The 25,279-nt window shown below is 45.2% G+C and carries 24 protein-coding genes; 11 read left to right on the top strand and 13 right to left on the bottom strand.

Features of this window, described 5'->3' with window-relative positions; genetic code table 11:
* Nucleotides 1-13: 13 nt before the first annotated feature.
* Together KI743_RS10500 and KI743_RS10495 are read right to left on the bottom strand one after the other, a co-directional pair.
* Complete coding sequence (locus KI743_RS10500) at nt 14-745, bottom strand: AAA family ATPase (RefSeq protein WP_285466314.1); 732 nt, start codon at nt 743-745, stop codon at nt 14-16.
* Between the two features lie 231 nt (nt 746-976).
* Nucleotides 977-1,915, bottom strand: coding sequence for a LysR family transcriptional regulator (locus KI743_RS10495; protein WP_285466313.1), 939 nt, complete (start codon nt 1,913-1,915; stop codon nt 977-979).
* 151 nt (nt 1,916-2,066) lie between these two features.
* Between KI743_RS10495 and KI743_RS10490 the strand changes: the two genes are divergently transcribed.
* The 6 genes from KI743_RS10490 to KI743_RS10465 all read left to right on the top strand — a co-directional run bounded on the left by KI743_RS10490 (nt 2,067) and on the right by KI743_RS10465 (nt 9,050).
* A complete protein-coding gene (locus tag KI743_RS10490; protein ID WP_285466312.1) occupies nt 2,067-3,386 on the top strand; it encodes an aspartate aminotransferase family protein in 1,320 nt (439 codons plus the stop codon).
* Between the two features lie 15 nt (nt 3,387-3,401).
* Nucleotides 3,402-4,892 (top strand): CoA-acylating methylmalonate-semialdehyde dehydrogenase, encoded by a 1,491-nt coding sequence (locus tag KI743_RS10485; protein WP_285466311.1) that lies wholly within the window; start codon nt 3,402-3,404, stop codon nt 4,890-4,892.
* 81 nt (nt 4,893-4,973) lie between these two features.
* Entirely contained in the window at nt 4,974-5,978 is a 1,005-nt protein-coding gene (gene dctP / locus KI743_RS10480; protein ID WP_285466310.1) for a TRAP transporter substrate-binding protein DctP, read from the top strand.
* 15 nt (nt 5,979-5,993) lie between these two features.
* Nucleotides 5,994-6,524 carry a TRAP transporter small permease gene (locus tag KI743_RS10475; RefSeq protein WP_285466309.1) on the top strand — a complete coding sequence of 177 codons (531 nt, stop codon included), beginning with the start codon at nt 5,994-5,996 and terminating at the stop codon, nt 6,522-6,524.
* Entirely contained in the window at nt 6,521-7,816 is a 1,296-nt protein-coding gene (locus KI743_RS10470; protein WP_032550772.1) for a TRAP transporter large permease, read from the top strand. The genes KI743_RS10475 and KI743_RS10470 overlap by 4 nt, the downstream gene beginning before the upstream one ends.
* Nucleotides 7,817-8,318: 502 nt before the next feature.
* The gene (locus tag KI743_RS10465) at nt 8,319-9,050 is read left to right on the top strand and encodes a trans-aconitate 2-methyltransferase (protein ID WP_285466308.1); all 732 of its coding nucleotides are present in this window, start codon (nt 8,319-8,321) and stop codon (nt 9,048-9,050) included.
* A gap of 388 nt (nt 9,051-9,438) precedes the next feature.
* Here the strand turns inward: KI743_RS10465 and KI743_RS10460 are convergent, their stop codons facing one another.
* The 8 genes from KI743_RS10460 to folK all read right to left on the bottom strand — a co-directional run bounded on the left by KI743_RS10460 (nt 9,439) and on the right by folK (nt 15,638).
* Complete coding sequence (locus KI743_RS10460; RefSeq protein WP_285466307.1) at nt 9,439-9,921, bottom strand: tetratricopeptide repeat protein; 483 nt, start codon at nt 9,919-9,921, stop codon at nt 9,439-9,441.
* Nucleotides 9,922-10,276: 355 nt separating this feature from the next.
* Nucleotides 10,277-10,675, bottom strand: a complete 399-nt coding sequence (locus KI743_RS10455) for a MaoC family dehydratase (RefSeq protein ID WP_032550751.1) — start codon at nt 10,673-10,675, stop codon at nt 10,277-10,279.
* The gene (gene phaC / locus KI743_RS10450) at nt 10,675-12,432 is read right to left on the bottom strand and encodes a class I poly(R)-hydroxyalkanoic acid synthase (protein ID WP_285466306.1); all 1,758 of its coding nucleotides are present in this window, start codon (nt 12,430-12,432) and stop codon (nt 10,675-10,677) included. Before phaC ends, KI743_RS10455 begins: the two co-directional genes overlap by 1 nt.
* Before the next feature lie 80 nt (nt 12,433-12,512).
* The gene (locus KI743_RS10445) at nt 12,513-12,863 is read right to left on the bottom strand and encodes a phasin family protein (RefSeq protein WP_004738385.1); all 351 of its coding nucleotides are present in this window, start codon (nt 12,861-12,863) and stop codon (nt 12,513-12,515) included.
* Nucleotides 12,864-13,287: 424 nt separating this feature from the next.
* Nucleotides 13,288-14,004, bottom strand: a complete 717-nt coding sequence (folM, locus tag KI743_RS10440) for a dihydromonapterin reductase (RefSeq protein ID WP_285466305.1) — start codon at nt 14,002-14,004, stop codon at nt 13,288-13,290.
* Nucleotides 14,001-14,639 (bottom strand): GTP cyclohydrolase I FolE, encoded by a 639-nt coding sequence (folE, locus tag KI743_RS10435; RefSeq protein WP_150873108.1) that lies wholly within the window; start codon nt 14,637-14,639, stop codon nt 14,001-14,003. Before folE ends, folM begins: the two co-directional genes overlap by 4 nt.
* Before the next feature lie 11 nt (nt 14,640-14,650).
* Nucleotides 14,651-15,028: a dihydroneopterin triphosphate 2'-epimerase gene (gene folX, locus KI743_RS10430; RefSeq protein ID WP_239842608.1), complete on the bottom strand. Its 378-nt coding sequence runs from the start codon at nt 15,026-15,028 to the stop codon at nt 14,651-14,653.
* A 112-nt stretch (nt 15,029-15,140) separates the two neighbouring features.
* Nucleotides 15,141-15,638, bottom strand: a complete 498-nt coding sequence (gene folK, locus KI743_RS10425; RefSeq protein WP_285466304.1) for a 2-amino-4-hydroxy-6-hydroxymethyldihydropteridine diphosphokinase — start codon at nt 15,636-15,638, stop codon at nt 15,141-15,143.
* Nucleotides 15,639-15,951: 313 nt separating this feature from the next.
* Between folK and KI743_RS10420 the strand changes: the two genes are divergently transcribed.
* Nucleotides 15,952-18,261, top strand: coding sequence for a molybdopterin-dependent oxidoreductase (locus KI743_RS10420; protein ID WP_285466303.1), 2,310 nt, complete (start codon nt 15,952-15,954; stop codon nt 18,259-18,261).
* A 95-nt stretch (nt 18,262-18,356) separates the two neighbouring features.
* Here KI743_RS10420 and katG read toward each other — a convergent pair whose 3' ends face one another.
* The 3 genes from katG to KI743_RS10405 all read right to left on the bottom strand — a co-directional run bounded on the left by katG (nt 18,357) and on the right by KI743_RS10405 (nt 22,761).
* Nucleotides 18,357-20,558, bottom strand: coding sequence for a catalase/peroxidase HPI (gene katG / locus KI743_RS10415; RefSeq protein ID WP_285466302.1), 2,202 nt, complete (start codon nt 20,556-20,558; stop codon nt 18,357-18,359).
* Nucleotides 20,559-20,855: 297 nt separating this feature from the next.
* Nucleotides 20,856-21,551, bottom strand: coding sequence for a VC0807 family protein (locus KI743_RS10410; protein ID WP_032550739.1), 696 nt, complete (start codon nt 21,549-21,551; stop codon nt 20,856-20,858).
* Nucleotides 21,552-21,855: 304 nt separating this feature from the next.
* On the bottom strand, nt 21,856-22,761 hold the full coding sequence (locus KI743_RS10405; RefSeq protein ID WP_285466301.1) for a 2OG-Fe(II) oxygenase: 906 nt from the start codon (nt 22,759-22,761) through the stop codon (nt 21,856-21,858).
* A gap of 309 nt (nt 22,762-23,070) precedes the next feature.
* Here KI743_RS10405 and KI743_RS10400 point away from each other — a divergent pair, with 309 nt between their 5' ends.
* From KI743_RS10400 to KI743_RS10385, 4 genes are all read left to right on the top strand, one after another.
* Nucleotides 23,071-23,619, top strand: a complete 549-nt coding sequence (locus KI743_RS10400) for a DUF2975 domain-containing protein (protein WP_285466300.1) — start codon at nt 23,071-23,073, stop codon at nt 23,617-23,619.
* 10 nt (nt 23,620-23,629) lie between these two features.
* Nucleotides 23,630-23,836 (top strand): helix-turn-helix transcriptional regulator, encoded by a 207-nt coding sequence (locus KI743_RS10395; protein WP_150873119.1) that lies wholly within the window; start codon nt 23,630-23,632, stop codon nt 23,834-23,836.
* 87 nt (nt 23,837-23,923) lie between these two features.
* Nucleotides 23,924-24,331 (top strand): hypothetical protein, encoded by a 408-nt coding sequence (locus tag KI743_RS10390; RefSeq protein ID WP_032550735.1) that lies wholly within the window; start codon nt 23,924-23,926, stop codon nt 24,329-24,331.
* A gap of 311 nt (nt 24,332-24,642) precedes the next feature.
* Nucleotides 24,643-25,278: a DUF1007 family protein gene (locus KI743_RS10385; protein ID WP_285466418.1), complete on the top strand. Its 636-nt coding sequence runs from the start codon at nt 24,643-24,645 to the stop codon at nt 25,276-25,278.
* Nucleotide 25,279: the final 1 nt, after the last annotated feature.

The following is a 25,279-nucleotide window of genomic DNA, read 5'->3' as shown; positions in this document are numbered from 1 at the left end:
ACCTTGTTACACATTAGTCTTCCATTAAGATCTTCATCATTTGCTGATGGTGATTGAGAAAGTCTTTAGTGATCGCGTAATGCTCAGTGTCTTCATACGCGACTTCATAGATTCCCGTATTGGAGAACTGATATATCTTGGCTCTTGGGTAAGCTAACAAAATAGGGGAGTGTGTAGCGATTATAAATTGAGAATTCTCCTCTATCAGCTGATGTATAGCTGATACAGCAGCCATTTGACGGGCTGGTGATAGCGCAGCCTCGGGTTCATCCATGATGTATAACCCGTTCCCACGAAGCTTATTGGTTAATGTTGCCATGAAAGACTCACCGTGTGATTGCTGGTGAAGAGATCTGCCACCATAGCCTTGCAAATATCCAGTTTCGTCCATCAAGGTCGCGACATTGTAGAAGCTCTCTGCTCTAAGAAAATAACCGTCTCTAGGGTGCTTAAAGCTCTTTATCGGCTTGATGAATTCGTGCAGCTCTGAATGCGTACGGCTGGTCGAGAAAGTTGAATTTTTCGTCCCTCCCTCTGGGTTGAACCCTTGCGAAACGGCAATCGCCTCGATAAGAGTGGATTTCCCTGTCCCGCTCTCCCCGACGAAAAAGGTGACATCAGGATGAAATTCGAGATGGTCTAATTCTTTGACCGCAGGAATAGAGAAAGGGTAGTTTTCGAAGTCACTAATGTTGTCGCGCTTTAACTGTATTTCTCTAAGATATGGTCTGTCTTCGAAGCTCATGCTTTCCTTGTATGCAATGTTGTTTATCGGTGTGCTCGTTATCCAACGATATGATCTTTTGAGAAATATCACTAATATCAATGATATTCAATATAGTTTATAAAACAATATGCACATTTGATTAATTGTTGTTCGGATGTTTGAGTTCTGTAGCTTCGAATGAGGGAGTCTCAAGCATTGTAACGAGAGAAATATCTTATCAAGACGTATTAGTGCAGGGCGTGGCTAATTTCAACGTAAAGCCTCAAAGTTTGTGACGTAACCTTTTTCTCTCAATATATCATCAAAACAATCGAGCCAGGTTTTGATAAGCAGTTCGTTGCAGCGTGTTGTTTTCATCACGACACAATAATCGATGCGGTTATTGAAATCTTGTGGTCTTAACGCTTTCATTCGACCGCTGTCTAGCCATTGTTTGGCGTAGAAGCTTGGCAAGTAGCCAGTGAATTCATCAGTCAAAATCAAGAAAGCCGTTGCTTCTTTATCATCGGTCGTTGCCTTGGTGTTGTAACGCGACCACTCTACACCATTAGAGTAGTTCGATTGTATTGTCGGGAGCTGAAAGATATCCGTTTTGCTGATGTCGAGATAGCTGCGTCTGAAAATGGTGTGGTTGCTTGACGCGTACAAATACTCTTTTTCTTTGTACAGGTCGAGATAGGTCAATCCGGCGTCAGGCGTCGTCCTCTGCATAACGGCAATGTCGACTTCATCATGACTGAGCTTCTCTTTCGCTGCTTGGCTGCTTCCCATAGTGAGGTACAGGTTAATGTTGGGAAACTTTTGGCTGACCTTCTGTAAAGTGTGGGTGACCAGCATCTCTTGGTGATTAATAAAGTTGTCGTCGATGTAAATACGTAGCTCGCCACGGGTGGTTTCATCGATGGAGTTGATCACGTTAGTGAAGTTATCAATCCCTTCATGTAAGGCCAAATAAGCACGATAAATTACCTCCCCTTCAGGTGTTAGCTTGAAGCCGCTTCTCCCCCTTTGGCACAGGGAAAATCCAAATCGAGTTTCTAAATCTGACAGGGCGATGCTGATGGTTGCTTTGTTTTTGCCTAGTACGTCTTGGGCTGGGGTGACGCCATTATTCTCAACCACCACTTTAAAGATGTTCAGCAGGCGTAAATCAGAGTGGGAAAATTGATTAATCGTTTTCTTAGCCATTGCTATCTCTAGTTAGTTTGAAATAAGCAAACTTACGTTTTGGTAAATGCAATTTAATGCGAGCAACACGCTATGTAAAGTAAATGTTATCACTTTGTTTAATTGCTGTTTTGGCTGCATGTCGTAACGGCAGATAAAAAGGAACGTTAACATGAATGGAGCACTCACCCCGAATCAGTTGGATTCTCTCTGGATGCCATTTACCGCAAATCGTGAGTTTAAAAGTAATCCGCGATTAATGACTTCTGCGTCAGGCTGCTACTTTACCGATCAAAACAACCGCAAGATCTATGACTCGCTGTCTGGTTTATGGACTTGTGGCTTGGGCCATAACAACCAATATATCAATGAAGCTATAACCAAACAGTTAGCCACATTAGATTACGCCCCTTCGTTTCAATTTGGTCACCCCACTGCATTTGAGTTAGCTGAACGGATTGCAGACTTGATGCCTAAAGGTTTGGATAAGGTGTTCTTTACCAATGATGGCTCAGAGTCTGTCGATACAGCTCTGAAAATGGCGCGTGCATACTGGCGTAAGAAAGGCATGGCGAGCAAAACCAAATACATCGGCCGCGTCAAAGGCTATCACGGTGTGAACTTTGGTGGAGTCAGCGTCGGTGGCATCGTTGGTAACAAGGCACTTTATGGGCAAGGCTTGGATACCGATCACTTATCACACACCATCATTCCTGGTAACGAGTTTCAAAAAGGGTTACCAGCTCAAGGGGCTTACTTAGCTGAGCAGCTTAATGAAATGATCGCTTTGCATGATGCCAGCAATATTGCCGCGGTGATCATTGAACCTGTTGCGGGGTCAGCGGGCGTGTTGCCACCTCCTGTGGGCTACCTAAAAAAGGTGCGAGAGATCTGTGATAAGAACAATATCTTATTGATCTTTGATGAAGTTATCTGCGCATTCGGACGAATGGGTGCTTATAGTGGCGCAGAGAAATTTGGCGTCACGCCAGACATCATGACCACAGCGAAACAGTTAACCAACGGCATTATTCCGATGGGCGCGGTGATCTGTCAAAGTGAAATCTACGACGCTTTCATGGCAAACAGTGGCGATATCAGCGCGATTGAATTCCCTCATGGTTATACCTATTCCGCATCGCCGGTTGCGTGTGCCGCTGCAATGGCCACGCTCGACGAACTTGAAAATCAAAACATCATGGAACGAGTGAATGGTCTTTCACCTCTGTTTGAAGAGTCGGTTCACTCTCTGCGTGATCTTCCCTACATCAGCGATATCCGCAATTACGGATTAGCTGCTGGAATTACCCTGACACATAAAGATGGTTCACCAGTAAAACGACCTTACGAAGTGGCAATGCGCATGTGGGATAAAGGGTTCTACCTGCGATATGGCGGCGATACGGTTCAACTGGGCGTCCCATTTATCACCACCCCCGATGAGATTGACCGACTGGTTAATGCACTAGGCGAAAGTATTGAGAACAAATAAGACAAGGAGAAGGTAATGAACATTATTGGTCACTATATTAATGGACGCGTGGTAGAAACCAGTGAGAATTTTCTGGATGTCGACTGCCCATCAACAGGAGCAGTGGAGTCTAAGTTAGCAATGGCTGATAGAGCCTTGGTCGATGAAGTCATCACCATTGCTCAGCGAGCACAACAAGATTGGCGTAAAACCCCACCAGCAAAACGCGCACAGATCTTCGCTAAATTTAAAGTGTTGGTGGAAGACAACGCAGAAAAACTGTGCGAGTTGATAGGTAAAGAGCACGGCAAGATAAGCCATGACGCGATGGGAGAATTGATCCGCGGGATTGAAAATATTGAGTATGCTGCCGGGGTTCCTGAACTGCTTAAAGGTGAATTCAGTAAAGATGTTGCAGGCCAAATTGATTCTTGGAGTCAATTTGAACCGCTTGGGGTCGTTGTAGGCATCACGCCATTTAACTTCCCGGCGATGGTGCCGCTTTGGATGTATCCGATGGCGATTGCTTGCGGCAACAGTTTTATTCTTAAACCTTCTGAACGTGTGCCTTCAGCCCAGCTTTTCCTAGCGCAGCTTCTTCAGCAAGCAGGCCTGCCAGACGGTGTGTTCAATGTGATAAATGGCGACAAGCTGGTGGTAGACGCACTGCTAGAAGATCCACGAGTGGAAGCTGTCAGCTTTGTGGGTTCAACACCGATTGCTCATTACGTTTATCAAGAAGCCGCGCGTTATGGCAAGCGATGTCAGGCATTGGGTGGAGCGAAAAACCATGCGATTGTGATGCCAGATGCTGATTTGGATAACGCCGTGGACCAATTGATTGGAGCTGCTTTTGGTTCTTCTGGCGAGCGTTGTATGGCGCTATCCGTTGCAGTGGCGGTTGGAGATGAAGTTGCAGATGCACTGATTGCCAAACTGACAGAGCAGATGCGCTCTATCAAAGTTGGCCACTATGCCGAGAAAGAGAACAGCTTTGGTGCGGTTATCAGTCAAGAGCACAAACAACGTATCGAAGAGCATATTATGTCATCGGTTGAGCAGGGGGCGCGCCTTGTTGTCGACGGACGCAACATCGAAGTGGCTGGCTGTCAGGAAGGTTACTACGTCGGCGCGACTTTGATTGACCATGTCACCACGGAAATGACCAGCTACCAAGCGGAAATCTTTGGCCCAGTGCTGCAAGTGATTCGTGTTGAGTCAATGGATCAAGCCGTGCAAATCATCAATGACAACCTATACGGCAACGGCACGTGTCTGTTTACCCGAGATGGTGAAGCGGCGCGCTACTTCAGTGACGAAATTAAAGTGGGCATGGTCGGCATTAATATCCCTCTACCTGTCCCTGTGGCGTACCACAGCTTTGGTGGTTGGAAGCAATCGCGATTTGGCGACCTGTGTATCTATGGGCCAGATGCGATTCGCTTCTACACCGATCGTAAAACCATCACGCAACGCTGGCCATCTTCCGGTGTGCGCGAAGGTATCAAGTACTCATTCCCAAGCTAAATTTCCCTAATGAGTTGTTCTAACTCATCTTTCTACCGGCTTAATGCCTTATTAAGCCGTCTTTTTGACAAGGAAGGAACTATGAAAACTAACAAGTTATTCAAGTCAGTAGCACTCGCAGCGATCAGTTCATGTGTGGCATTTAACGCAGCCGCTGAGCGTTTCATTTTGGCTCAAGCTTATCCAAACGACCACATCTTTAACTTTGCCGCTGAGACGTTTATGCAAGAGCTTAAGGAAACAGGCTCTGATTACACACCGCAATATCACTCTGGGGGCGATCTCGGTGATTGGCAGTCTCAGTTCGAGCAAGCGGTTGATGGGGTGATCCCGATGACCATCTCATTTGGTGCGTCTGAGTTCGATAAACGCCTAGATCTGACCTGGCTCGGTTACGTTGCCGACGATTGGAACAGCGCTAAACAGATCTATGGTCTGAAAGGTGGGATGCTCGATATCTACAACGACATCTTTGCTGATATCGGCCTTCATGCTCTTGGCATAGTACCGACGGGTTTTGGCTCTATGGCTATTCGCAAAGGAGTGGGGAAAGTGCCTGTCGAGTTCCCAGAAGATACCAAAGGGCTGAAAATTCGTACGGTCGATGTGCCTGTCGCGGTTGACCGTTTTGCAGACTGGGGATTCTCAGCGGTGCCTATGCCCTATGGTGAGTTGTACACCTCTCTTCAACTTGGCGTGATTGATGGCCGTGGCTTTGGTCCTTCGATCGAAATCTGGCAAATGCGTGATGTATTAGAGACTTACATTCTGACCAAAGATTACTTCGAGCAAGGGTTCTTTCTGGTGAACAAAGATTGGTGGGACGGATTGCCAGACGAAGAGCGCAACAAGATGCAGCAAGCTGCAGATAAAACCATGCAAGTTGTTTGGCAAAAAGCAGAACAAATTGATGCCGATTACCTCGAGAAAGTAAAAGGAGCGGGCATCAAAGTCGTCTCACTTACTGACGCGCAAATGGATAAAGCGAAGGCCAGTATTTACAGCAACGAATGGCCAAGCATGGAGAAAACGGTAGGTAAAGACATCATGGATCAAGTCTATTCCGTCTCCGGTGTTCAGAAGTAGTGATGTGAGGCAATTATGAACGACTCTCTTGCACAACGTGATGTGCCTGCTTTTTACAGCGTGTGTGATTTCTTAGAAATGTTACTTCGATTCATCATGATTAGCTCGGTTATTAGCTTGTCACTATTGATGTTCTTTCAAGTCATCCTGCGCTACGTGTTTGATTCTCCATTTACTGGTATCGAAGAAGTCGCATTGTTACTTGGTGTATGGGTTTATTTTTCAGGTATGGCCTACGCAACTAAGACGAAAGAGCATATCACGGGGGGAGTCATTCATCTTATCGTCAAAAATCCAAGGACCATCGAGATGATTAAGCTGTTTGGCTATCTAGTCTCTCTCAGCGCACTGATGTTCTTCTCTTATCTTGCTATGGAGTATGTGATGAAAATCTATGACAGGGGACGGCTAAGCACCAACCTAGCTTGGCCTCGTTGGGTGTGGTCTTCTTCGATGGTGTTTGGCTTTGTCCTTTCTTCACTCTATTTGTTGCTCGATATTGGTCGTGACGTTCGCGAGCTGTTTAAACCGGAGGGCAGATCATGACCTTATTTATTCTCGCAATGGCGGTTACAGTCGTGCTGCTGCTTATCGGTGTTCCTGTGGCATTTGCTTTTGGAGTCGGTGCACTACTCTTTTCTTATATCACCGGTAGTAACATCTCATTCTTGCTACCACATGGCTACAACACCGTAGCTAGCTTTTCACTGTTAGCGTTGCCATTGTTTATCTTTTCCGGCTTTGTCATGGCCGAAAGTGGCATCTCTGAACGTATTCTCAACTTCATTAATGCGTTTGTTGGGCGTATCAAAGGCGGTTTGGGAGCTGTGACTGTGATCAGTTGTACTCTGTTTGGAGCTATCTCTGGAAGTTCGACGGCCGCCATCGCTGCTATTGGCAAAATCATGATTCCACGAATGGTCAAAGAGGGCTACCCAGAAGGGCACGCCACTGGTTTGGTTGCTTGCTCGTCGGTATTGGCGTTGCTTATCCCACCATCGATACCTATGATTATTTTCTCAATTACCAGCGGTATTTCTGTAGGAGCAGCGTTCCTTTCGACCATAGTTCCTGGGCTGTTACTCGCTCTCTGGTACTGCGTACTCAACCACTTTATCTTGAGAAATGAGCAGGGTATCCAAGTACATAAACCCAAGTCTTATAAAGCTCAGTTTCAAAATATCCAACAGACGGGAAGAAAAGCAACGTTCGCTCTTCTCATGCCTATCATTATTTTAGGCACCATATACAGTGGCTTGGCGACACCGACGGAAGCAGCCTCTATTGCTGTGGTTTACTCGGTTGTCATTGGCCTCATGGTGTACAAAGGTATCAGCTTCAAACAGCTAATGGATATTACTGTCAGTTCAGTAGCGATGACGGGATCCATTATCGCGGTGCTGTTCTTTTTATTCGTTATGAGTCGTGCGATGGTATTTCAACAGATACCAAATCAGATCGCGGATGCGTTGCTGCAAATTAGCGATAACAAATTGGTATTACTCTTATTGATCAATGTGTTGTTGATGCTGATAGGCATGATAGTAGACGATATTTCCGGCAGTATTCTTGCTGCAGTTATTTTCCTGCCAATCATTAAGGCACTAGGCATCGATCCGATTCATTTTGCTGCTATCGTGGGCGTGAACTTAGGATTGGGGAACATCTCACCGCCGTGCGCGCCTATGCTGTTCATGGCTGGGGGAGTGGCCAAGCTCTCGCTCGACAAATACATTAAGCCAACCATGAAGCTGATTCTGCTTGGACATCTGCCTATGGTGCTCATCGTAACCTTCATCCCGAGTCTTTCTTTGTACTTGCCAAGCGTACTGCTTTAATAAGCTGGAATACGAAAGCGATTCTTGGGCGGATGTGTTGAGCAAGTTTTTAGCGAAAGGGTATCTAACGCATTACTACTCAGATGATTCGAGATTTAGATACAAAAGCGCCTCCGTTACGTGGAGGCGTTTTTGCATTACAGGCTTCAATTTTTTGGACTTTAGCTGATTTCTAGGTACTAACGAGTTAAGGAAACTTATCGGGTCTCATGCTCGCCATCAATTTAAAAGGACTCATTGATCCGATTTAATCGCGGAGTAATCTCCAAAAGTCAGAGTGATCCCAATATTTATTTCGATGCAAAATCCGAATATCGAACACGCAAATAGCGCTACTTGATACACAATAACAAGACGATCCGCTATTGCTGTCATTTTGATTCGCAAATTAAAAATTGCATTAATTCTGAAGCATTAAATAGCTTTAGTTGCTGAAATAAATAGAAATATTTAATGGTATAAAGTTTGCGTCGATTTCAGATTTCCTAACTGAGAAAACACTATGACCGGAGTAGTACGTAAACTTACCCCCAAACAAACAGTATCGTTTGATATCGAGTATATAGATGATGAGATGTTTGCTGTCTTGGTAAAACAACTCAACATGCTTTACCCCACCCATCACCCGTTCCACTTACTCGATGTTGGCGGCGGTAATGGCATGTACGCTGACAAGATTCTGTCACACTATCCCAATTGCTATGTCACTTTGGTTGAGCCAGAACAGTCCCTCATCGAGAAAAACCACCCTCACCCTAGAAAGCAGTTAGTGTGTTCAAGCTTCCAAGACACTATTTTCGCTGAAAAATTCGATGTCATTCAGTTTAATTGGGTTCTTCACCATTTTGTTAGTGACAGCTACGAACAATCGGTAATGCTGCAAAAGAAAGCTCTAGAACGCTCATTTCAAAACCTATCTGAAAACGGAATCTTGGTGGTGTTCGAGAACTTTTATGAGGGGCAATTTGTTCACAACTTACCGAGCGCTTTGATCTATCAATCGACTTCATCAAAATCGCTGGCTCAGATAACCAGAAAGATGGGGGCAAATACCGCCGGTGTTGGGGTCTGTTTTAATAGCAGAAACCAATGGCACAACATGATGCTTGACGCAGGGTTTGTCGCAGTTCTTCACGTACCATTCTATGAATTTGGGAATTTAAGCAAGCTTAAGAAGCAGTTGTTACATATAAAGCAACAGGATGTTGGTCTGCTCATTGGTAAGAAATACTGAACATACTTAATTGAACCAATAGCATTTTCAAATATTGCAGCTGCTTGAACACTAATGTGCATGACTTGCACATTAAACAATTGGATGACTACTGCGATGCTTTCTGAAACGTTGAGGGGCAAAGGAAGTTTACCGTTATCGGCTTTGGCACCGTTGCTAATTGATTTGAAACAGGTTGTATCGGATTAAAACACCGTTGAGCGCAGAAGACATTACCAAGTATATGTTCTACATTACATAGTTGCCAGACCATAGCAATATCAACAGATTCGAGGTAATGCCGACTCATTAAACTTGGTCACCGTTTGCAATTGCTCGGGACTAGACAATAGTTCAGCGCTCAATGATCTTTTCAGCGGTGTACGAGAATGCATTGCTGTGTTTCAACTTACCACGTCCTATCGAGATCTTTAGCGTATAAAGAAATGGCACGCTGATACTCTTTAATGGCATCACTGTTTGTAGTTGATACTAAAAGCTCAAGCAGTAACGATGTTGCTTCTTTATGGCGGCCCAAGTTGTAAAGACACATTGCATAGAAAGGTTGAACTTCAACAGAGTTGGGGTACTCGCTTAGCGTTTGCTCGAAGTAGGTTAGTGCCTCCGAATACATACCTAGACTTCGATAAGTACTCGCTAACCCAAATAACGCATCAAACTTTTCTACCGACGATAATGACCCTGAAAGAGAAGATAGATAATGCTCGACCGCTTCTTGCTCTTTGCCCTCATTGTCGTATGACCACGCAATCTGCAAGTGAGCTTTAGCAGCAAAAGTTTCATCGTTTAATAGTGTTTCAAGTAATGCTCTCGACTCTTGGTACTTAGACTCTTTCCGTAGTTCGATGGCTTGTTTGATGATACTTTCCATAGTCTTCCCTTTAGGCATAATCCGAAAGCACATAAACAGAAAGTTTCTATATGCAAATACAGGACTCTTCTGTCTAGTTCCTTGTTACCGCAATCTTACTAGAAATGTATATTTGCAAGTAGTGGTATCTCGTGATGATTTGATTAGGAGCATAGAATCAGAAAGGCGGGAGAGTCTTGGTAGAGGAAAACCCTCAAACACTGTGGTATGAGTAAAATGTTAAATAGGAATAAGGTGCTGTCGATATTTGGAAATGAGTTTGTCTGACTTGACATAAGCTATCCAGCAGCATCCATTGATTGTTTCTTCAACCAACTAGATGCGCTGAATGTGGGTTTAACTTTACGTTTGAGGCTTAAACGGAATACATCACTGTTGCTTCGCCGTCGACAGCAACCTCACCGTTCGCGTTCAATACTTGAGTTGATATTACTGCGATGGGCTTGTCGTCGCGTACGCTAGTCACTTCCACTTTGGCTGTGACGGTTTCGCCTACAAAGATAGGGCGAACAAACTTCAAAGATTGCCCTAGATAGATGCTGCCAGCTCCGGGTACTTTTGAGGCCAATAGGCCAGAGATAAGGCTAGATGCCAGCATGCCATGTACGATTGGGCGCTCAAATTGCGTGGTTTTAGCGAAATCTTCATCTAAATGGATTGGGTTGTAGTCCTCTGAGACACTCGCAAACGCTTCGACGGTTTGTTTATCTAGGGTCTTTTCTATGGTGGCAGTTTGGCCGATTTCTGGCTTCATTATGCGGACTCCTTTTCCATTTTTGCTTCTTGTGCGATGACATCTTGAATGCGTTGTTTCACGTATTCACCTGGCGCGTCGAGTTCACCATCAAGTTCACGAGCTTCAATCATTTCAGAGAAGTTACGCTCATCAACCCAAGTTTGCCAATGCGCCCACCATGAGCCTTGATGTTTGTCGGCACTTGCAAGCCATTGAGAAGGCGCTTGGTCGTTATTGTCGTTGGTCCAGAAGCCGTATTTATTTGAGTCGGCGTGATTCATTGGCCCAGCAATGTGCCCGCTCTCGGTAAGGACAAATTTGTTGTCTCCACCTAATAGTTTAGTGCCTTCAAAATTGCCATCCCACAGGGCGATATGATCATCAATGGCAGATAGGAAGTAGGCGGGTGACTTAACCTTACCCAAATCGATAGTCACACCATCAATCACCAGTTCGCCTTTGGCGAGTCGATTTTCAAGATAGCACTGACGTAGTAGCTGGTTATGGGTCGCGGCAGTCACGTTGGTGTTGTCACAGTTCCAGTAGAGCAGGTCAAACGCCATTGGGCTTTCGCCTTTCAAGTAGTTGGAGATGTAGTAGTTCCAATACAGACTGTTTTCACGGAGCAAACTGAATGATACCGCCATTTGGCGACCGTCCATATAACCGCGTTGGTTGTTTTGCGCTTCAATGCTGCTGATGATTGGGTCATTGATGAACACACCTAGCTCACCGGGCTTAGTGAAGTCGAGAATGGTGGTGAGCAGAGTGACCGACTTAATACGTTGCTTGCGGCGTTTACCTGAAAGATAAGCCATGGCCGCGACTAAGGTTGTGCCACCAATGCAATAGCCAATGCCATTGACTTCGCGCTCACCAGTAACACTTTCAATTGCATCAAGCGCGGGTAACACGCCTTGCGTAACGTAGTTGCCGAAGTTGACATCTCGCATTTGTGCGTTAGGGTTTACCCAAGAAATCATAAACACTGTGTGACCTTGGCTGACCAACCATTTCACGTAAGAGGTCTCAGGGTTAACGTCCATGATGTAATACTTGTTTACGAAGGGCGGCACGATCAGTGTCGGGCGTTTATAGACTTGCTTTGTGGTTGGCTTGTACTGAATCAGCTCAAACATCTCATTTTGGAACACTATTTTTCCCGGAGTCGAAGCAATGTTCTCACCTAAGGTGAACTGGTTCTTATCCGTCATGCGAATGTTGAGGATGTCGGCACTTTGCTCCAAGTCTTGACGAAATTGCTTCATTCCTTGGATAAGGTTCTCACCGTTACTGTCCATGGTCAGCTTGAGTATCTCGGGGTTGGTCGCAACAAAGTTACTTGGCGACATGGCATTGAGGTACTGGCGAGTGAAAAATGAGAGGCGCGTTTTGGTTTCGTCATCCAAACCTTCACTGTTTTCTACTGATTGTTGAATGTTGTCACAGGCGAGTTTGTAGCTCTCTTTGATGTAGCGATAAAGCGGTGTGTCGTTCCAAGAAGGGTCACGGAAGCGGCGATCGGTTTCTTTGGTTTGCTCTTGAGTGCCAAGAATACAGTCGTTGAGCAAATTGACCTGTTGTGTCCACCAATTCATCTGTTGCTCAACCATATTAGTTGGGTTCTGCACCATTGAGTTTGCCCACTTTGTAAAGTCTTCTGATTGGGTTTTCATCAATGTGGATTGTGTTGGCTGACCTAGGTTGTCCATCCATGCTTGCCCATATTGGGACATAAGATCCATCATACCTTCAAAGGGCGATTTATTTTCCATTCTGACATCCTTGTAAGAAGTGATGCTGAGAGATGGCGATGCTTAACGTTGTGCTTCGCCATCAACCGACAAACAATAAATTAAGCACTTTTCGCAGTTTTAACCGCAGAAGCCGTTAGCTCATCAGCGGCAGATTTAAAATCTTGACCAAGTTGGGTCAGCTTTTGGCTATCTTCCATTAGTTGCTGTGAGATTTTGCTCGCGACTTCCATTTGTTTTGAGCCGTAAGCAGGGATGTCTTGTGGCTGCTTTAATGAAGCGAGGCTTTGCAAAGATTCATTACCAAGCGCGCTGTATGCTTGCAGGCTATCAAGTTGAATCTTGGTCAGTGTTTCGATGTTTTTAGTCACTAGCTGATTGAAGTTGTAGAATGGGTTAGTTACAGACTCTAGCTGTGAAGTGAAGGCTTTAAAGGTTTCCTGAGTAGACATAGTTTCATTCCTTGTACTAAGCAAATGGGGGAAGTGAGTGTTCACTTCTAATGCAAGTTATCGTTCGAAATGTTGCGCAACAGTTAACATATTGATCAAGATCAAAGCGAAAGTCATCCTGTTAAATGAGTGGAAAATCGTTCCAAAAATTGATGAATTTAAACATTTGTTTGAATTTTTTGTTTGAACGCTCAAACCCTAAAGAGGTTGGTGGGTTCACGCGAAGTTTAATATGAGTCGCGTTTAATACAGGGCGCGCAATTCAGGAGATGAATTAGCATAAGTGTGAACTTAGTCACGTTATGGGTTTGGTTTAATTAGAGTGGTGAGCGCGAGTTGAACAAGTAGAGTGCGATATATGGGCTCTCCCACTAGAGAGTTTGAAGCTCTAGCGGGAGAGTGAATCTAGAAGAAGGCCAACCTTTTACTTTAGGTGTCTGCCGCCATCAAGGTGCAAGGTTCTTCCAGTCATGTAGTGACTGGCCAACACATACTTGATGCCATCCACAATTTCTTCAAAGCCGGCCTCTGCAGGGATCAAAGCTTTTTGTAGAGCTTTGACTTTGTATGCATCGTCATCATGATCATTGAACTTAATCATAGCCGGAGAGACGGTGTTTACTTTTACCTTGGGAGCCAACATTGCTGAAAACGATAGCGTTAAGTTGTTGATCGCGGCTTTACTTGCGGCGTACGCGATGTGTTTTTTGCTGCCTTTCTCCGCGACGTAGTCACTAATATGGATGATGTCTGAGGCTTCGTTACCAGCCATCAATTGGTCTTTGAGCGTTAAATTGACAAGATAGGGCACGCTCGCATGTAACGTCATCATCTGATTCATGATTTGAGACGCGTTTTCACTCGGGTTTTCTTTGTTTTCTGGCTTCCAATCAGAAGCGTTATGTATGACCGCGCGAAGTGTCTTGTACTCTTGAGCAACGTAATGAAGAAAACCCTCTAGACTGCTTTGCTGATAAAAATCTACCTGTTGTAAGTCAGCACCACAGTCTCGTAGCTGTTGCAATTGAGGGTAGTCGCTTCGGTAAGTGCCGATCACTTTGTATCCATCCGACAAGAGTTGCTGCGCCAGCGCGAACCCTAGTCGTTTGCCCACGCCGGTTATTAGAATTGTCTCATTCATCGTAAAAACTCAGCTCTGGTTTGAGGGTTAGTTTTGAAAATACCACCCAACGCAGTTGTCGTGGTTTCAGAGTTGGCGTCCATAACGCCTCTCGATTTCACACAGTAATGAGTGGCTTTGATTGTTACTGCAACGTTCTCTGTTTCAACCAATGCTTGTATTGCTACTAAGATTTGTTGCGTCAGACGTTCTTGAACCTGTGGGCGCTGAGCAAAGAAGCGAACAATACGATTGATTTTCGATAGCCCCAGAATTTTAGATTCAGGGATATAGGCGACTTGCGCCAGGCCGTCGATGGTGATGAAGTGATGCTCGCACGTCGAGGTTAAGTCGATGTCGGACACTTTAACCATCTCATCGACGGACATTTTGTTGTCTATGACGCTGATTTTTGGGAAGTTATTGTAGTCGAGCCCTGAAAATATCTCGTGTACGTACATCTTTGCAATACGATGTGGCGTTTCAGCGAGACTGTCATCGGTTAAATCCAATCCTAGTGTGCTCACTACTTCCGTTAGCAGCCCTTTGATGCGATTGTACTTTTGATCACTGTTCATTTCGCTCGGTGTCATTGGCGTTTCAAGCCCTTTGGCGAGCAAAGCTTCTCTTACTTTTTCTGCTTCTGTGCTTAACATTGCCTCGCTCCTTATGAGTTGTTGTCTTGGTCTGCTTCATAGCTCAAGGTGAGCGAAACGGAATCCGCAAAGCGAAGTGCGTGAGGTTTATCAATTCTCACTTGAGCGTATCGAACCCATGAATGGTCGATACAGATTCCGAGCACATCGCTGGTTAACTTTTCTAGAAGCAGGAATCGTCCAGATTCGACGTGCTGAATGATTTTTTTACAAATGTTCTTGTAGTTGAGTGCATTGTCCACATCATCAGCGAGGCACAGGTTGTTTGCTGGATAGTGTATTTCTGCGTTGATAACGATGTCTTGTTGCTTGGTTTTCTCTTCTTCGTTGAAGCCGATGAAGGTTCTTAGTCGCAGATTTGTAATGGTGATAATGGCATTGTGATTCATAACAGTGTCCGATCCTTAGAAAGTGAAGTCAGTTACGTGCTTGTTTTGAGAAAAGATCAATAAAACTCAGGCGATTCAATAGTCAGCGTTCCTCTCAAAATGTTTACAGGCGCTATGTGAAATTGAACTCAAAACGGATGGGTTCGGTTTTCTGACTTAATTGGTCGAAGTTGTCCCAGAGCTGCTGATAGGAAACGTCGAGAGTAGGGTGGCGTTTTTGAGCGGCGATATCGACAAGTGGCCGCAGCACAAAGGCGTATTCGGTGATCTCGCCCCTAGGCAGTTCTACTCCGTCAATGATGCCTACCAAATCGTCGTAAAGAAGGATATCGATATCCATTGTTCGCGGTGCATACGCTTTGGTCTCACGCTGTCGACCGTTCTCCAATTCGATCTGACGTAGAACACTTGCTAGTTCAGCAACTGGAAGAGCGCATTCAAAGCCAACGACTAGGTTAAGGAAATTGTCCCCTTCAAATCCAACAGGTACACAATCGTAAAACCTAGAAACCTGTAGAGGAGCGAACCGATCCTCTAGTGCTTTAAGAGACGCTGTAACGTGATGTTCTCGGTCAATGTTACTACCGATGCTTACATAAACGGTGGCCATAAAGTTTTCTTCCCTTTTTAGGCAACCAGTTACGTTTCATTTTGCAGTTAAGATCAGGTGTTCATCTTTTTAATGTCCTTAGCAGCCAAGAAAACGAAGCGCTGTTGTAATTAAAATCACCTTGCTTGGGTCTTGTCTTTACTCAATGGGCTATTGGTAATAACGTATTCTTAAATATCCTGAATGAGGTCTGGAACAATCGTGTTCCACAAGGGTAAACTTCATCCAAAGCCTACCTTTTGGCACCTATGACAAGCGTTGCTCGCCAACACAGCGGTGAAGCGATGTTCTCATCACTTAACTAAGTAACAATATGACGAAAAAGTACACAACCTCCAGTCACTGGGGGGCAGGGATTGCAGAGGTCAAGGACGGCAAATTAGTTCGCGTCAGTGCACATCCACTTGATACGGATCCTTCTCCTATCAATGACAACATGCACAGCTCTCTATATGGCTCAGCCAGAATAAAGAAGCCGGCTGTTCGCAAGAGCTATCTTGAGAATGGCCCACAACATAAAAACAACACACGAGGTCAAGAACCTTTTGTTGAAGTGTCTTGGGAAACAGCCTTCGACCTGATCAGCAAAGCGGTTAAATCCACTCGCAATGAGCACGGCAACGAAGCGATATTTGGCGGTTCTTATGGTTGGGGTAGTGCGGGGCGTTTTCACCATGCTCAAAGCCAGCTTAAGCGATTTTTAACCTGCGCTGGTGGTTTTGTAAGTAGTCAAGGTAACTACAGCTACAACACGGCACTTATCCTGTTGCCACATATAGTCGGTGATTTTGACAAGCTGACATCTACGGCTACTCGCTGGTCGACGATCGCCAAAGAGGGTGAGTTGGTCGTTATGTTTGGTGGTGTACCACTTAAGAGCGCTCAAGTTTCTCCTGGTGGTTGTACACGTCACCGATTGAAAGACGAACTGCTGGCATGTCGCAAAGCAGGTGTGGAGTTTATCGACATCAATCCGTGTCGTTCAGACTCTCCGGCAGAAATTGAAGCAGAATGGCTGGCAGCAGTACCGGGCTCTGATTCAGCGATCATGCTTGGACTTGCGCATACCTTGCTTGTTGAAGACCTTCATGACAGCGTATTCCTCGACAAATATACCGTTGGGTTTGATGAAGTTAAGGCGTACCTGCTTGGTGAGAAAGACGGCGTTGCTAAGACAGCAGAGTGGGCGAGTGCTCTCTCGGAAATTCCAGCTGAACGCATTAAACAACTCGCTCGCCAGATGGCAAAGTCACGCACCTTTATCTGCACAGCTGCAGGGGTTCAGAGAACGGAACATGGTGAACAGACGCTGTGGGGGACGATCACTCTAGCTTCTATGCTTGGTCAAATTGGTTTACCCGGCGGTGGCTACGCGATTGCGTATGGCTCTGATGGTGGGATTGGACTGATGCATCGTCCTATTCGCTGGCCAGCATTCCCGCAGCGCAAAAACGACGTTGATGCTTTTATTCCGGTGGCCTGTGTTTCCGATATGTTGCTTAATCCGGGGGATGAGTACCAATACAACGGTATGAACCTGACTTATCCGGATATCCGTATGGTTTGGTGGGCAGGTGGTAACCCATTCCACCACCATCAAGACATTAACCGCTTAATTGAGGCATTCCAGCAACCTGAAACCATCATCGTCAATGAGATCAACTGGACATCAACGGCAAGGTTTGCCGATATTGTGTTACCAGTAACAACAACGTTAGAGCGAGAGGATATCGGTGCTGGCTCTCGTGACAACAGCTTGATCCCGATGCCTAGAGTTGTTGAGCCTGTTGGTGAAGCTCGTGATGAGTTTGATATTTTCACAGAGATCGCAAAGCGTTTGGAAATTGAAGAGGATTTCACTCAGAACAAGACCTCACGACAATGGCTCGAGAGCATGTGGCAAAAGCTGATCTCTGAGTCGAAAAATTTAGGTGTTGAGCTTCCAGACTTTGATACGTTTTTAAATGGGGACGTTATCGAGTTTGCAGATCCTAACCCAGACACTGTATTGCTTGCAGAATTTAGACAAGACCCAGATTTGCATCCATTGACGACACCAAGCGGTAAGATCGAGCTTTATAGCGAACGTATTGCCTCGTTTGGATACGACGATTGCCCAGGGCAGTTTACCTGGCTACCTCCGACAGAATGGTTGAAGTCAAAACAAGCGGAAACCTTTCCGCTTCATATGATTTCAGGGCAGCCGAAGACTAAGCTGCATAGCCAACTCGACTCCGGTAGTTACAGCCGAAACGCTAAGGTTAAAGGGCGTGAGCCAGTGATGATCAATCCGGTAGATGCGAAGGCTCGAGGAATTGAAGACGGCGATATCGTTAAGGTCTTTAATGATCGAGGTGCATGTCTAGCTGGTGCTGTTGTTACTGAAGACATTCGAGAAAGAACCATCTATCTGTGCACTGGTTCATGGTATGACCCGATGAATCCAAATGAGAAAGGCAGCCTTGATAAACACGGTAACCCGAATGTTCTCACTCACGATAAACGTACATCGAAGCTGTCACAAAGTACTGCTGCTCACAGCGCGTTGGTCAATATAGAGAAATTTGAAGGCGATTTGCCGGAGATCACTGTATTTGACTCGCCAGAGGTGTCAGCCGAGTAGTGAACTTCCTCGTTGACTCGCGTTTTACGAGGATTCTGATGAATCAAAAGAAAAGGGTAGCGAAATGCTACCCTTTGTTTTTCTGAGCCTAAACCTTAGTTCAGGTCAAAACGGTCTGCGTTCATGACTTTCGTCCATGCAGCGATAAAGTCTTTCACAAACTTCTCTTTCGCATCGTCGCATGCGTAAAGTTCAGCGAGTGCTCTCAGCTGAGAGTTTGAGCCGAAGACTAGGTCCACGCGTGTTGCTGTCCATTTCTTCTCACCCGTTGCTCTGTCTGTACCTAAGTAAGCGCTGTTGTTTGGACAAACAGGTTTCCACTCAGTCGCCATATCAACAAGGTTTACGAAGAAATCATTGCTTAAAACGCCAACCTTATCGGTCAACACACCATGAGGCGTATTGTTGTGGTTCGCGCCTAGTACACGTAGACCACCGACAAGTACTGTCATTTCTGGTGCTGATAGACCAAGCAGTTGTGCCTTATCAAGCAACATCTCTTCTGCTGGTACAGTGAATAGCTTCTTCGCAAAGTTACGGAAACCATCCGCTTCTGGTTCAAGAACCGCAAATGATTCGCTGTCTGTTTGCTCATCTGTGGCATCAACGCGGCCGGCAGAGAAAGGTACTTCTACGTCAAAGCCACCATCTTGTGCTGCTTTTTCAATTGCAGCGTTACCCGCTAGAATGATCAGGTCAGCAATCGAAACACCACGGTCATTGGTGTTGAAAGCAGAACGAACGGACTCGAGTTTGCTCAGTACTTTGTCTAGCTGTTCTGGTTGGTTTGCTTCCCAATCTTTTTGAGGAGCCAAACGGATACGAGCACCATTTGCACCACCGCGGTAGTCTGAACCTCGGTATGTCGATGCACTAGACCACGCTGTGTAAACCAATTCGGATACTGTTAGTTCAGTTGCTAGAATCGCTTGTTTCAGCTCCGCGATGTCGCTGTCTGATAGTGTACCAAAGCTTGCTGCTGGTAATGGGTCTTGCCAGATCAAATCCTCTGCTGGAGACTCTTCACCCAAGTAACGGCTCTTCGGCCCCATATCACGGTGCGTTAATTTGAACCAAGCGCGGGCAAATGCGTCAGCAAACTCTTCAGGGTTCTGGTGGAATCGTTTTGAAATCGGACCGTAGATTGGGTCCATGCGCATCGCCATATCTGCTGTGGTCATGATGGTTTTCACTTTCACAGAAGCGTCGTGGGCTTTCGGTGCCATGTGATCTTCAGTCACACCAATCGGCTCCCATTGCCACGCACCTGTTGGGCTTTTCACTAGATCCCAGTCGTAACCAAATAGCATGTCGAAGTAGCCGTTATCCCACTGAATTGGGTTTGGCGTCCAAGCGCCTTCAATGCCGCTGGTAGTTGTGTCGTCGCCTTTACCGCTGCCGAAGCTGTTTTTCCAACCAAAGCCCATCTCTTCAAGTGGTGCTGCTTCTGGCTCTGGACCCATAGCTGATTCAGGACCAGCACCGTGCGTTTTACCAAAGGTATGGCCACCTGCGACTAGAGCAACGGTCTCTTCATCATTCATACCCATACGAGCGAAAGTATCGCGAATGTCTTTGCCTGATGCGAGGATAGTAGGCTCACCGTTTGGACCTTCCGGGTTTACGTAGATTAGACCCATCTGTACGGCTGCCAGTGGCTTTTCAAGCTCACGGTCACCGGAATAACGCTCGTCACCCAGCCATTCGTTTTCTGCACCCCAATAGATATCTTCTTCTGGTTCCCAAATGTCCTGACGACCGCCAGAGAAACCGAAGGTCGGTAGACCCATTGATTCGATTGCCACGTTACCCGCTAGGATAAACAAGTCTGCCCATGAAAGGCTGTTGCCGTATTTTTTCTTGATAGGCCAAAGAAGACGACGTGCTTTGTCTAGGTTGCCGTTATCTGGCCAACTGTTGAGTGGTGCAAAGCGTTGGTTACCTGTATTACCGCCCCCACGTCCATCTGAAGTACGATATGTACCTGCAGCGTGCCATGCCATACGGATCATGAATGGGCCATAGTGACCATAATCTGCAGGCCACCAATCTTGAGAGTCTGTCATCAGAGCTTCAAGGTCGGCTTTAACAGCTTTGAGATTCAGCGCTTTGAACGCTTCAGCGTAATTGAAGTCTTCATCAAGCGGGTTCGACTTAGTATCGTTTTGGTGGAGGATTTTTAGGTTCAATTGGTTAGGCCACCAATCGACGTTTTTCGTTACTTTACCACCAAGGGTTGTATTCCCGCCGTGCATTACAGGGCACTTGCCCCCATTACCATTTTGCTCACCGTGCATATCTATCTCCTGATTGTGACACAGTTAAACGCTCTCCAATTCCACTTAGCGATGAGCTAAATCTGTTGGTGCGCTGAGATAACCATTTATAAACTATGGTCTATATCGTTGTGTTTTAAGAATGGCATCAAAGCTGAAAAAAAGCAGATCACTTATTTCTATTTCTTTGATAGAAAAATCCTATTGATCTCTTTTAGGAAGGATGGTCGGCAAGTGAGTTGGGGTGCTTGATTTGGATAAAAAAACGCCTCAAACGAATTGTTCCGTTTGAGGCGATGTATTGTTTAGCCGAAACCGTTACTTAGTGTGAAAGATTTGCTCGGTTTCCAAGTGAGTCATTGCGCGCACTTGACGCCAGATGTAGTAAAAAATACCAAACATCATCAGCATGCTTGGGATTGCAATTGCTGGGTAGCTGTAAAGAGTGAGTTTGCCCAGCTCTTCGTTAAACGCTGCTGTGCCTGCAGGGCTAGTCACAATCCACGTCGCTAAGAAGTAGTTCATTGCTGAAGAGAAAGCGAACGTACTTGCGAAAAGGTAGTTTGAAGACATCAAGCAGCGATCAAAGGCTTCTTTTTTGCCGTTGGCTTCAAGACGTTCATTGATGAGCGGCAAGTTAAGCACGCTGTCGTTAAGCAGCATCTTTTGCATCAATGGGTAGCGAGTAAAGGTTGAGCCCAATACCGCTAAGCCGATAAGCCCCGGGATCAAGGCTTCTTTAAGTGCTAACCAACGAGTGTCTAGCTCAAGTAGACCAATGCCACCCGTTAATAAAACGCTGATGAAACCAAGAGCTGCGATGAAATTGAACTTCTTGTTACGGATAAGATCCATGCCACCGTAAATGACAGGAAACAGCAAGGCAACAACCAGCGCCATGGCGGTGCCTAGGTGTTCTTCTCCACTAAACTTCATCAAGATAAAAGATGGGATAAATACGTTAAAAAGGATCTCGAATAGGGGATTCGACTTTTTTTCGGTCGTGTTGTTCATAATGCTTTATTGACTCTGTTATATCGCTGCTAGTTACTTCATTAGAAGTGTCGATTGCATGGCAGCAGATGTAAAGTGTTCATGCGTCGCGTTGTGTAACGAGTTATGAAATATTTGCCGCCATTGAGCCACAAACTGGAGAGTCAGGCAAGGATACAGGGTCAAAAGTTGTCACGAGAAGCGAATACAGTGGCTTTTATTCTCTTATTTCCTTTCGGTCAGTTGGGCACGGTTTTTTGCAATATAGGCCGTCCAACGTCTAAAAAGTGAAACCACTGCAATTCGCTAACTCTCTGATGTTCGGTTAAAAAGGAGCAAATGCGTCTAGTTTGTCAGTAGGAGTGGTCCAACGCTGGGTGGCATCGATAGATGTATAGCTCGCATCCTGCATCGGAATTTGCCCACGATTTCCATACAGCCACAACACGATGTTTGAACGTTCACCTTGGGTGATTGGGTGAGTTGCATGGGGTACATGACCTCTATGGATCAACGCTACGCCCGGTTCAAAGGTTTGGTCAACTAACCCTCCGGTAGTTGGGTCATAAAAGCTGACTTCGGAACCTGAGAAGGTCTCTTCAAGAAGGTTCATGTTGATGTTCATCGTTACCGAAGACGCATCAGTATGCATTCTCAAAGAAGTATCCGTGTTTGGTTCATATCGAATTGAAAAACCGAATGTTTGTGCATCGTAACCGACTATTTCAGGGAACAGAAGCCGGGCGATCGGTCTCATGTACTTATCCAGCATTTCACGATAGAACGTCTGAAAGCTTGGTGCGGCTAGATAACCTTCCGAACGTGCGTCCAACATTGCACCACCTCGATTCAACGCAATGCCGTAAGGTGGTCTTAGTGGGATGTCTGCACTCGAAGCAGATGAAAAGTAGTTGCGAAGTTCTTTGATTCCATCAATATCAAAGAATTGAAACTTGAAAACGCCAGGCGCTACTTCGCTTATCAACTCTTTAACTAAGTTTTCTTTCGCTGGGTCAGCCCATGAATTATTGATCGCATCACGCAATTTGTGCTCGATAAGTAACTCCGTTAATGGCGCTAAGTCCTGACTCTTTTCCCATTCACGCCATGCATTTTTAAAGAGTGCGCTATTGCTGTTCCAAAATGCGTGGACTTCCGGCGCTCTTTGTAACATTGCATCTCGGGTTGGGCGTTGTACCTCGCGAGCTTGTTGTAATTGGTTCAGTGTCATCGTTCCATTTCCTATTCCGTTTTCTTATGGAACGAACTTATTACTTCTCATTTCGTAGATAAATAAGCCCAATAAAGAAACACTATCAACAAATTGTTGGAAAATGGCTTCAATAATCAATTGAGGGTTGATTAAGCCATAAATTAACCTACTTGCTTTTGGTCGAAGTGTATTTACCAACTTCCTGTTTTTAGATTATTTTCTTATCGTTTTGGGTTCTAAATTTAATGATAAACGATAAATTTTTATTGTTTCTTTGCTATCGCTGACTATAATCAAGCCGACACATCAATATGTTGGAGAGTTCATATGAAAGAAATTCAGAGATACAGCCGAAACATCAGAGTGGTTTTGCAAGCCCTAATGCTGTTGCTTCCACTGTCAGTGGTCTACTTTTGGGCATTTGTCCAAACACCTTGGGACTTCTTAACGACGACAGGCATTATTCAGTTCAGTCACGATATATCGAGCTACACATCTCAACCGCTTTCCATCGAGACACGATTTTGGGCGTTAGTTGTGAGTCTTCTTCCGTGTGGTGTTATCTTCTACGCGCTTCTGATCTTAACCAAGCTATTTAAGAGTTATGAAGCGAGTGAAGTGTTTACTGTTGAGACGGTGAAGTATTACCGCAAGTTAGGGCTGAGTTTCTTTTACTGGGCATTTGGGGGGCTTGTTTATGGTGGTCTCATTTCTGTGGTTCTGAGTTTCAACAATCCTCCAGGGCAACGCATTTTATCTGTTAGCTTTACAGGCTTAGATGTTGTTACACTGTTTTGTGGAATGATTGTATTGGTTATTTCATACGTTATGAATGAAGCTCAAAAAATTGCTGATGAGCAAAGACACACCATCTAAGGCGCGAAGCATGAACATAGTTATTAACCTTGATGTAATGATGGCAAAACGCAAAATGCGTTTGAAGGAGCTGTCTGAACAGGTTGGCGTCAGTGAACAGAATCTATCGATTCTAAAAAATGGTAAGGCGAAAGCGATACGATTTAGTACGTTAGAGAAGATATGTGAAGTCTTAGAGTGCCAACCCGGGGACATCATCGTCTACCAAACGACTTAAAGAGGGTTTCTTGGGCTACAATCCGATGTTGCAGCCCAGCCTTAATGAGCGATACTATATGCCTCTTTTGTTCGCCAAGGTTTCATGATGTCAGACGAAGAATTAGCGCTAGAGTGGATGCGCCAACAAGCTCATAAAATCGACCCATATGTTGAGAACCCGAGTTTCGACGAATGCGCTGAGCTGCTTGAACCTGCTTTTAAGAAAGGTAAAACGATTGGTCAGCTAAAGTTTCTGTTAGGCGAAGCAGACCGAAGAGCAGGTGCGGCGGAACGTAAACACGCAGCGCTGAAATATGCGAAAGAAAAAAGTCCAAACGCAGGACAAATTTTACGATTGCAAAGTAAGCTTCAACAAGTTCAATTGGCGCTTAAGTTAGCAACGGGAGATAACAATATGACCATCTCTCAATTCTGTGCCGAATATGAAGTGAGCAAGCGAGATGGAAGTACTGCTTGGCATGAGAAATTAGTACAGCAGGGTAAGAAACGATAGCTTCAATGTAATTGATGCTGGTTTCAAAGCGAGCTCCACACTTTAATGATTCGAAAAGCCACTGATTTATCTAACGTTAAGATAAATCAGTGGCTTTTTTAGTTTTGGTCTTCCGAATAAAGTCAACTTTGTCATATAGCGTTACGTTTCGCGTGAGAATGAATGGTGTGAACATGGCTTTGATTGTTATATTATAACAATATGTAAAGCCGTAAATGTTAACCATGAAATCTAACCTGTTATTTATCTATTCCTTTCTGCACATAGTGCCTCGCTTCATCAATCATTTGTTGAATGCTCGCCTTAAAAGAATGGCTTTCTCTTGTCTTGCATTGCTCTTTTTGGCTCCTAGCTTACAAGCTCACCCCCACTCCTGGATTGAAATGAAAACCCATATAGAAGGGGAGAGTGGGATGATCACCGGCCTGTCGATGGAGTGGTCGTTTGACGCCATGACCTCTATGTACATGCTGGATGGTGAAGACATAGCCGCAGAGAGTGAAGAAGAGACTTTTAAGAAACTTGCGTCATCAGTGATAGACAACATGATGTATGAGCACTACTTCACTTACTTTTATGATGGTGAAACGCCAATAAAATACACCATTGCCGAGAACGCTAAATTTGAACGTGATAAAGCGAAACTGGTGATGACTTTTGATCTGCCACTTTCTAAACCTAAAGCTGTCACAAGAGATACGCTGCGCCTACTCATCTTTGACCCGAGTTATTTTGTCGACATGTCCTGGAATTCTCAGAGCGACGTTAGCTTGTCTCCTGACTTGGAAAGGCAGTGCTCACTGGATCTAGTTGAACCTAACCCAACCCCAGAACAGATGAGCTACGCAATGTCGCTATCGGTAGATGCCGATCCTGATAACACGTTAGGCCAGCTTTTTACTCAAACCATTAAACTTAATTGTGCCACAGTCACCGATTCTCAGTGAT

The organism is Vibrio sp. D420a (assembly GCF_030248625.1).
Lineage (GTDB): Bacteria > Pseudomonadota > Gammaproteobacteria > Enterobacterales > Vibrionaceae > Vibrio > Vibrio fortis_A.
This window is presented reverse-complemented; position numbering and strand designations above follow the sequence as displayed.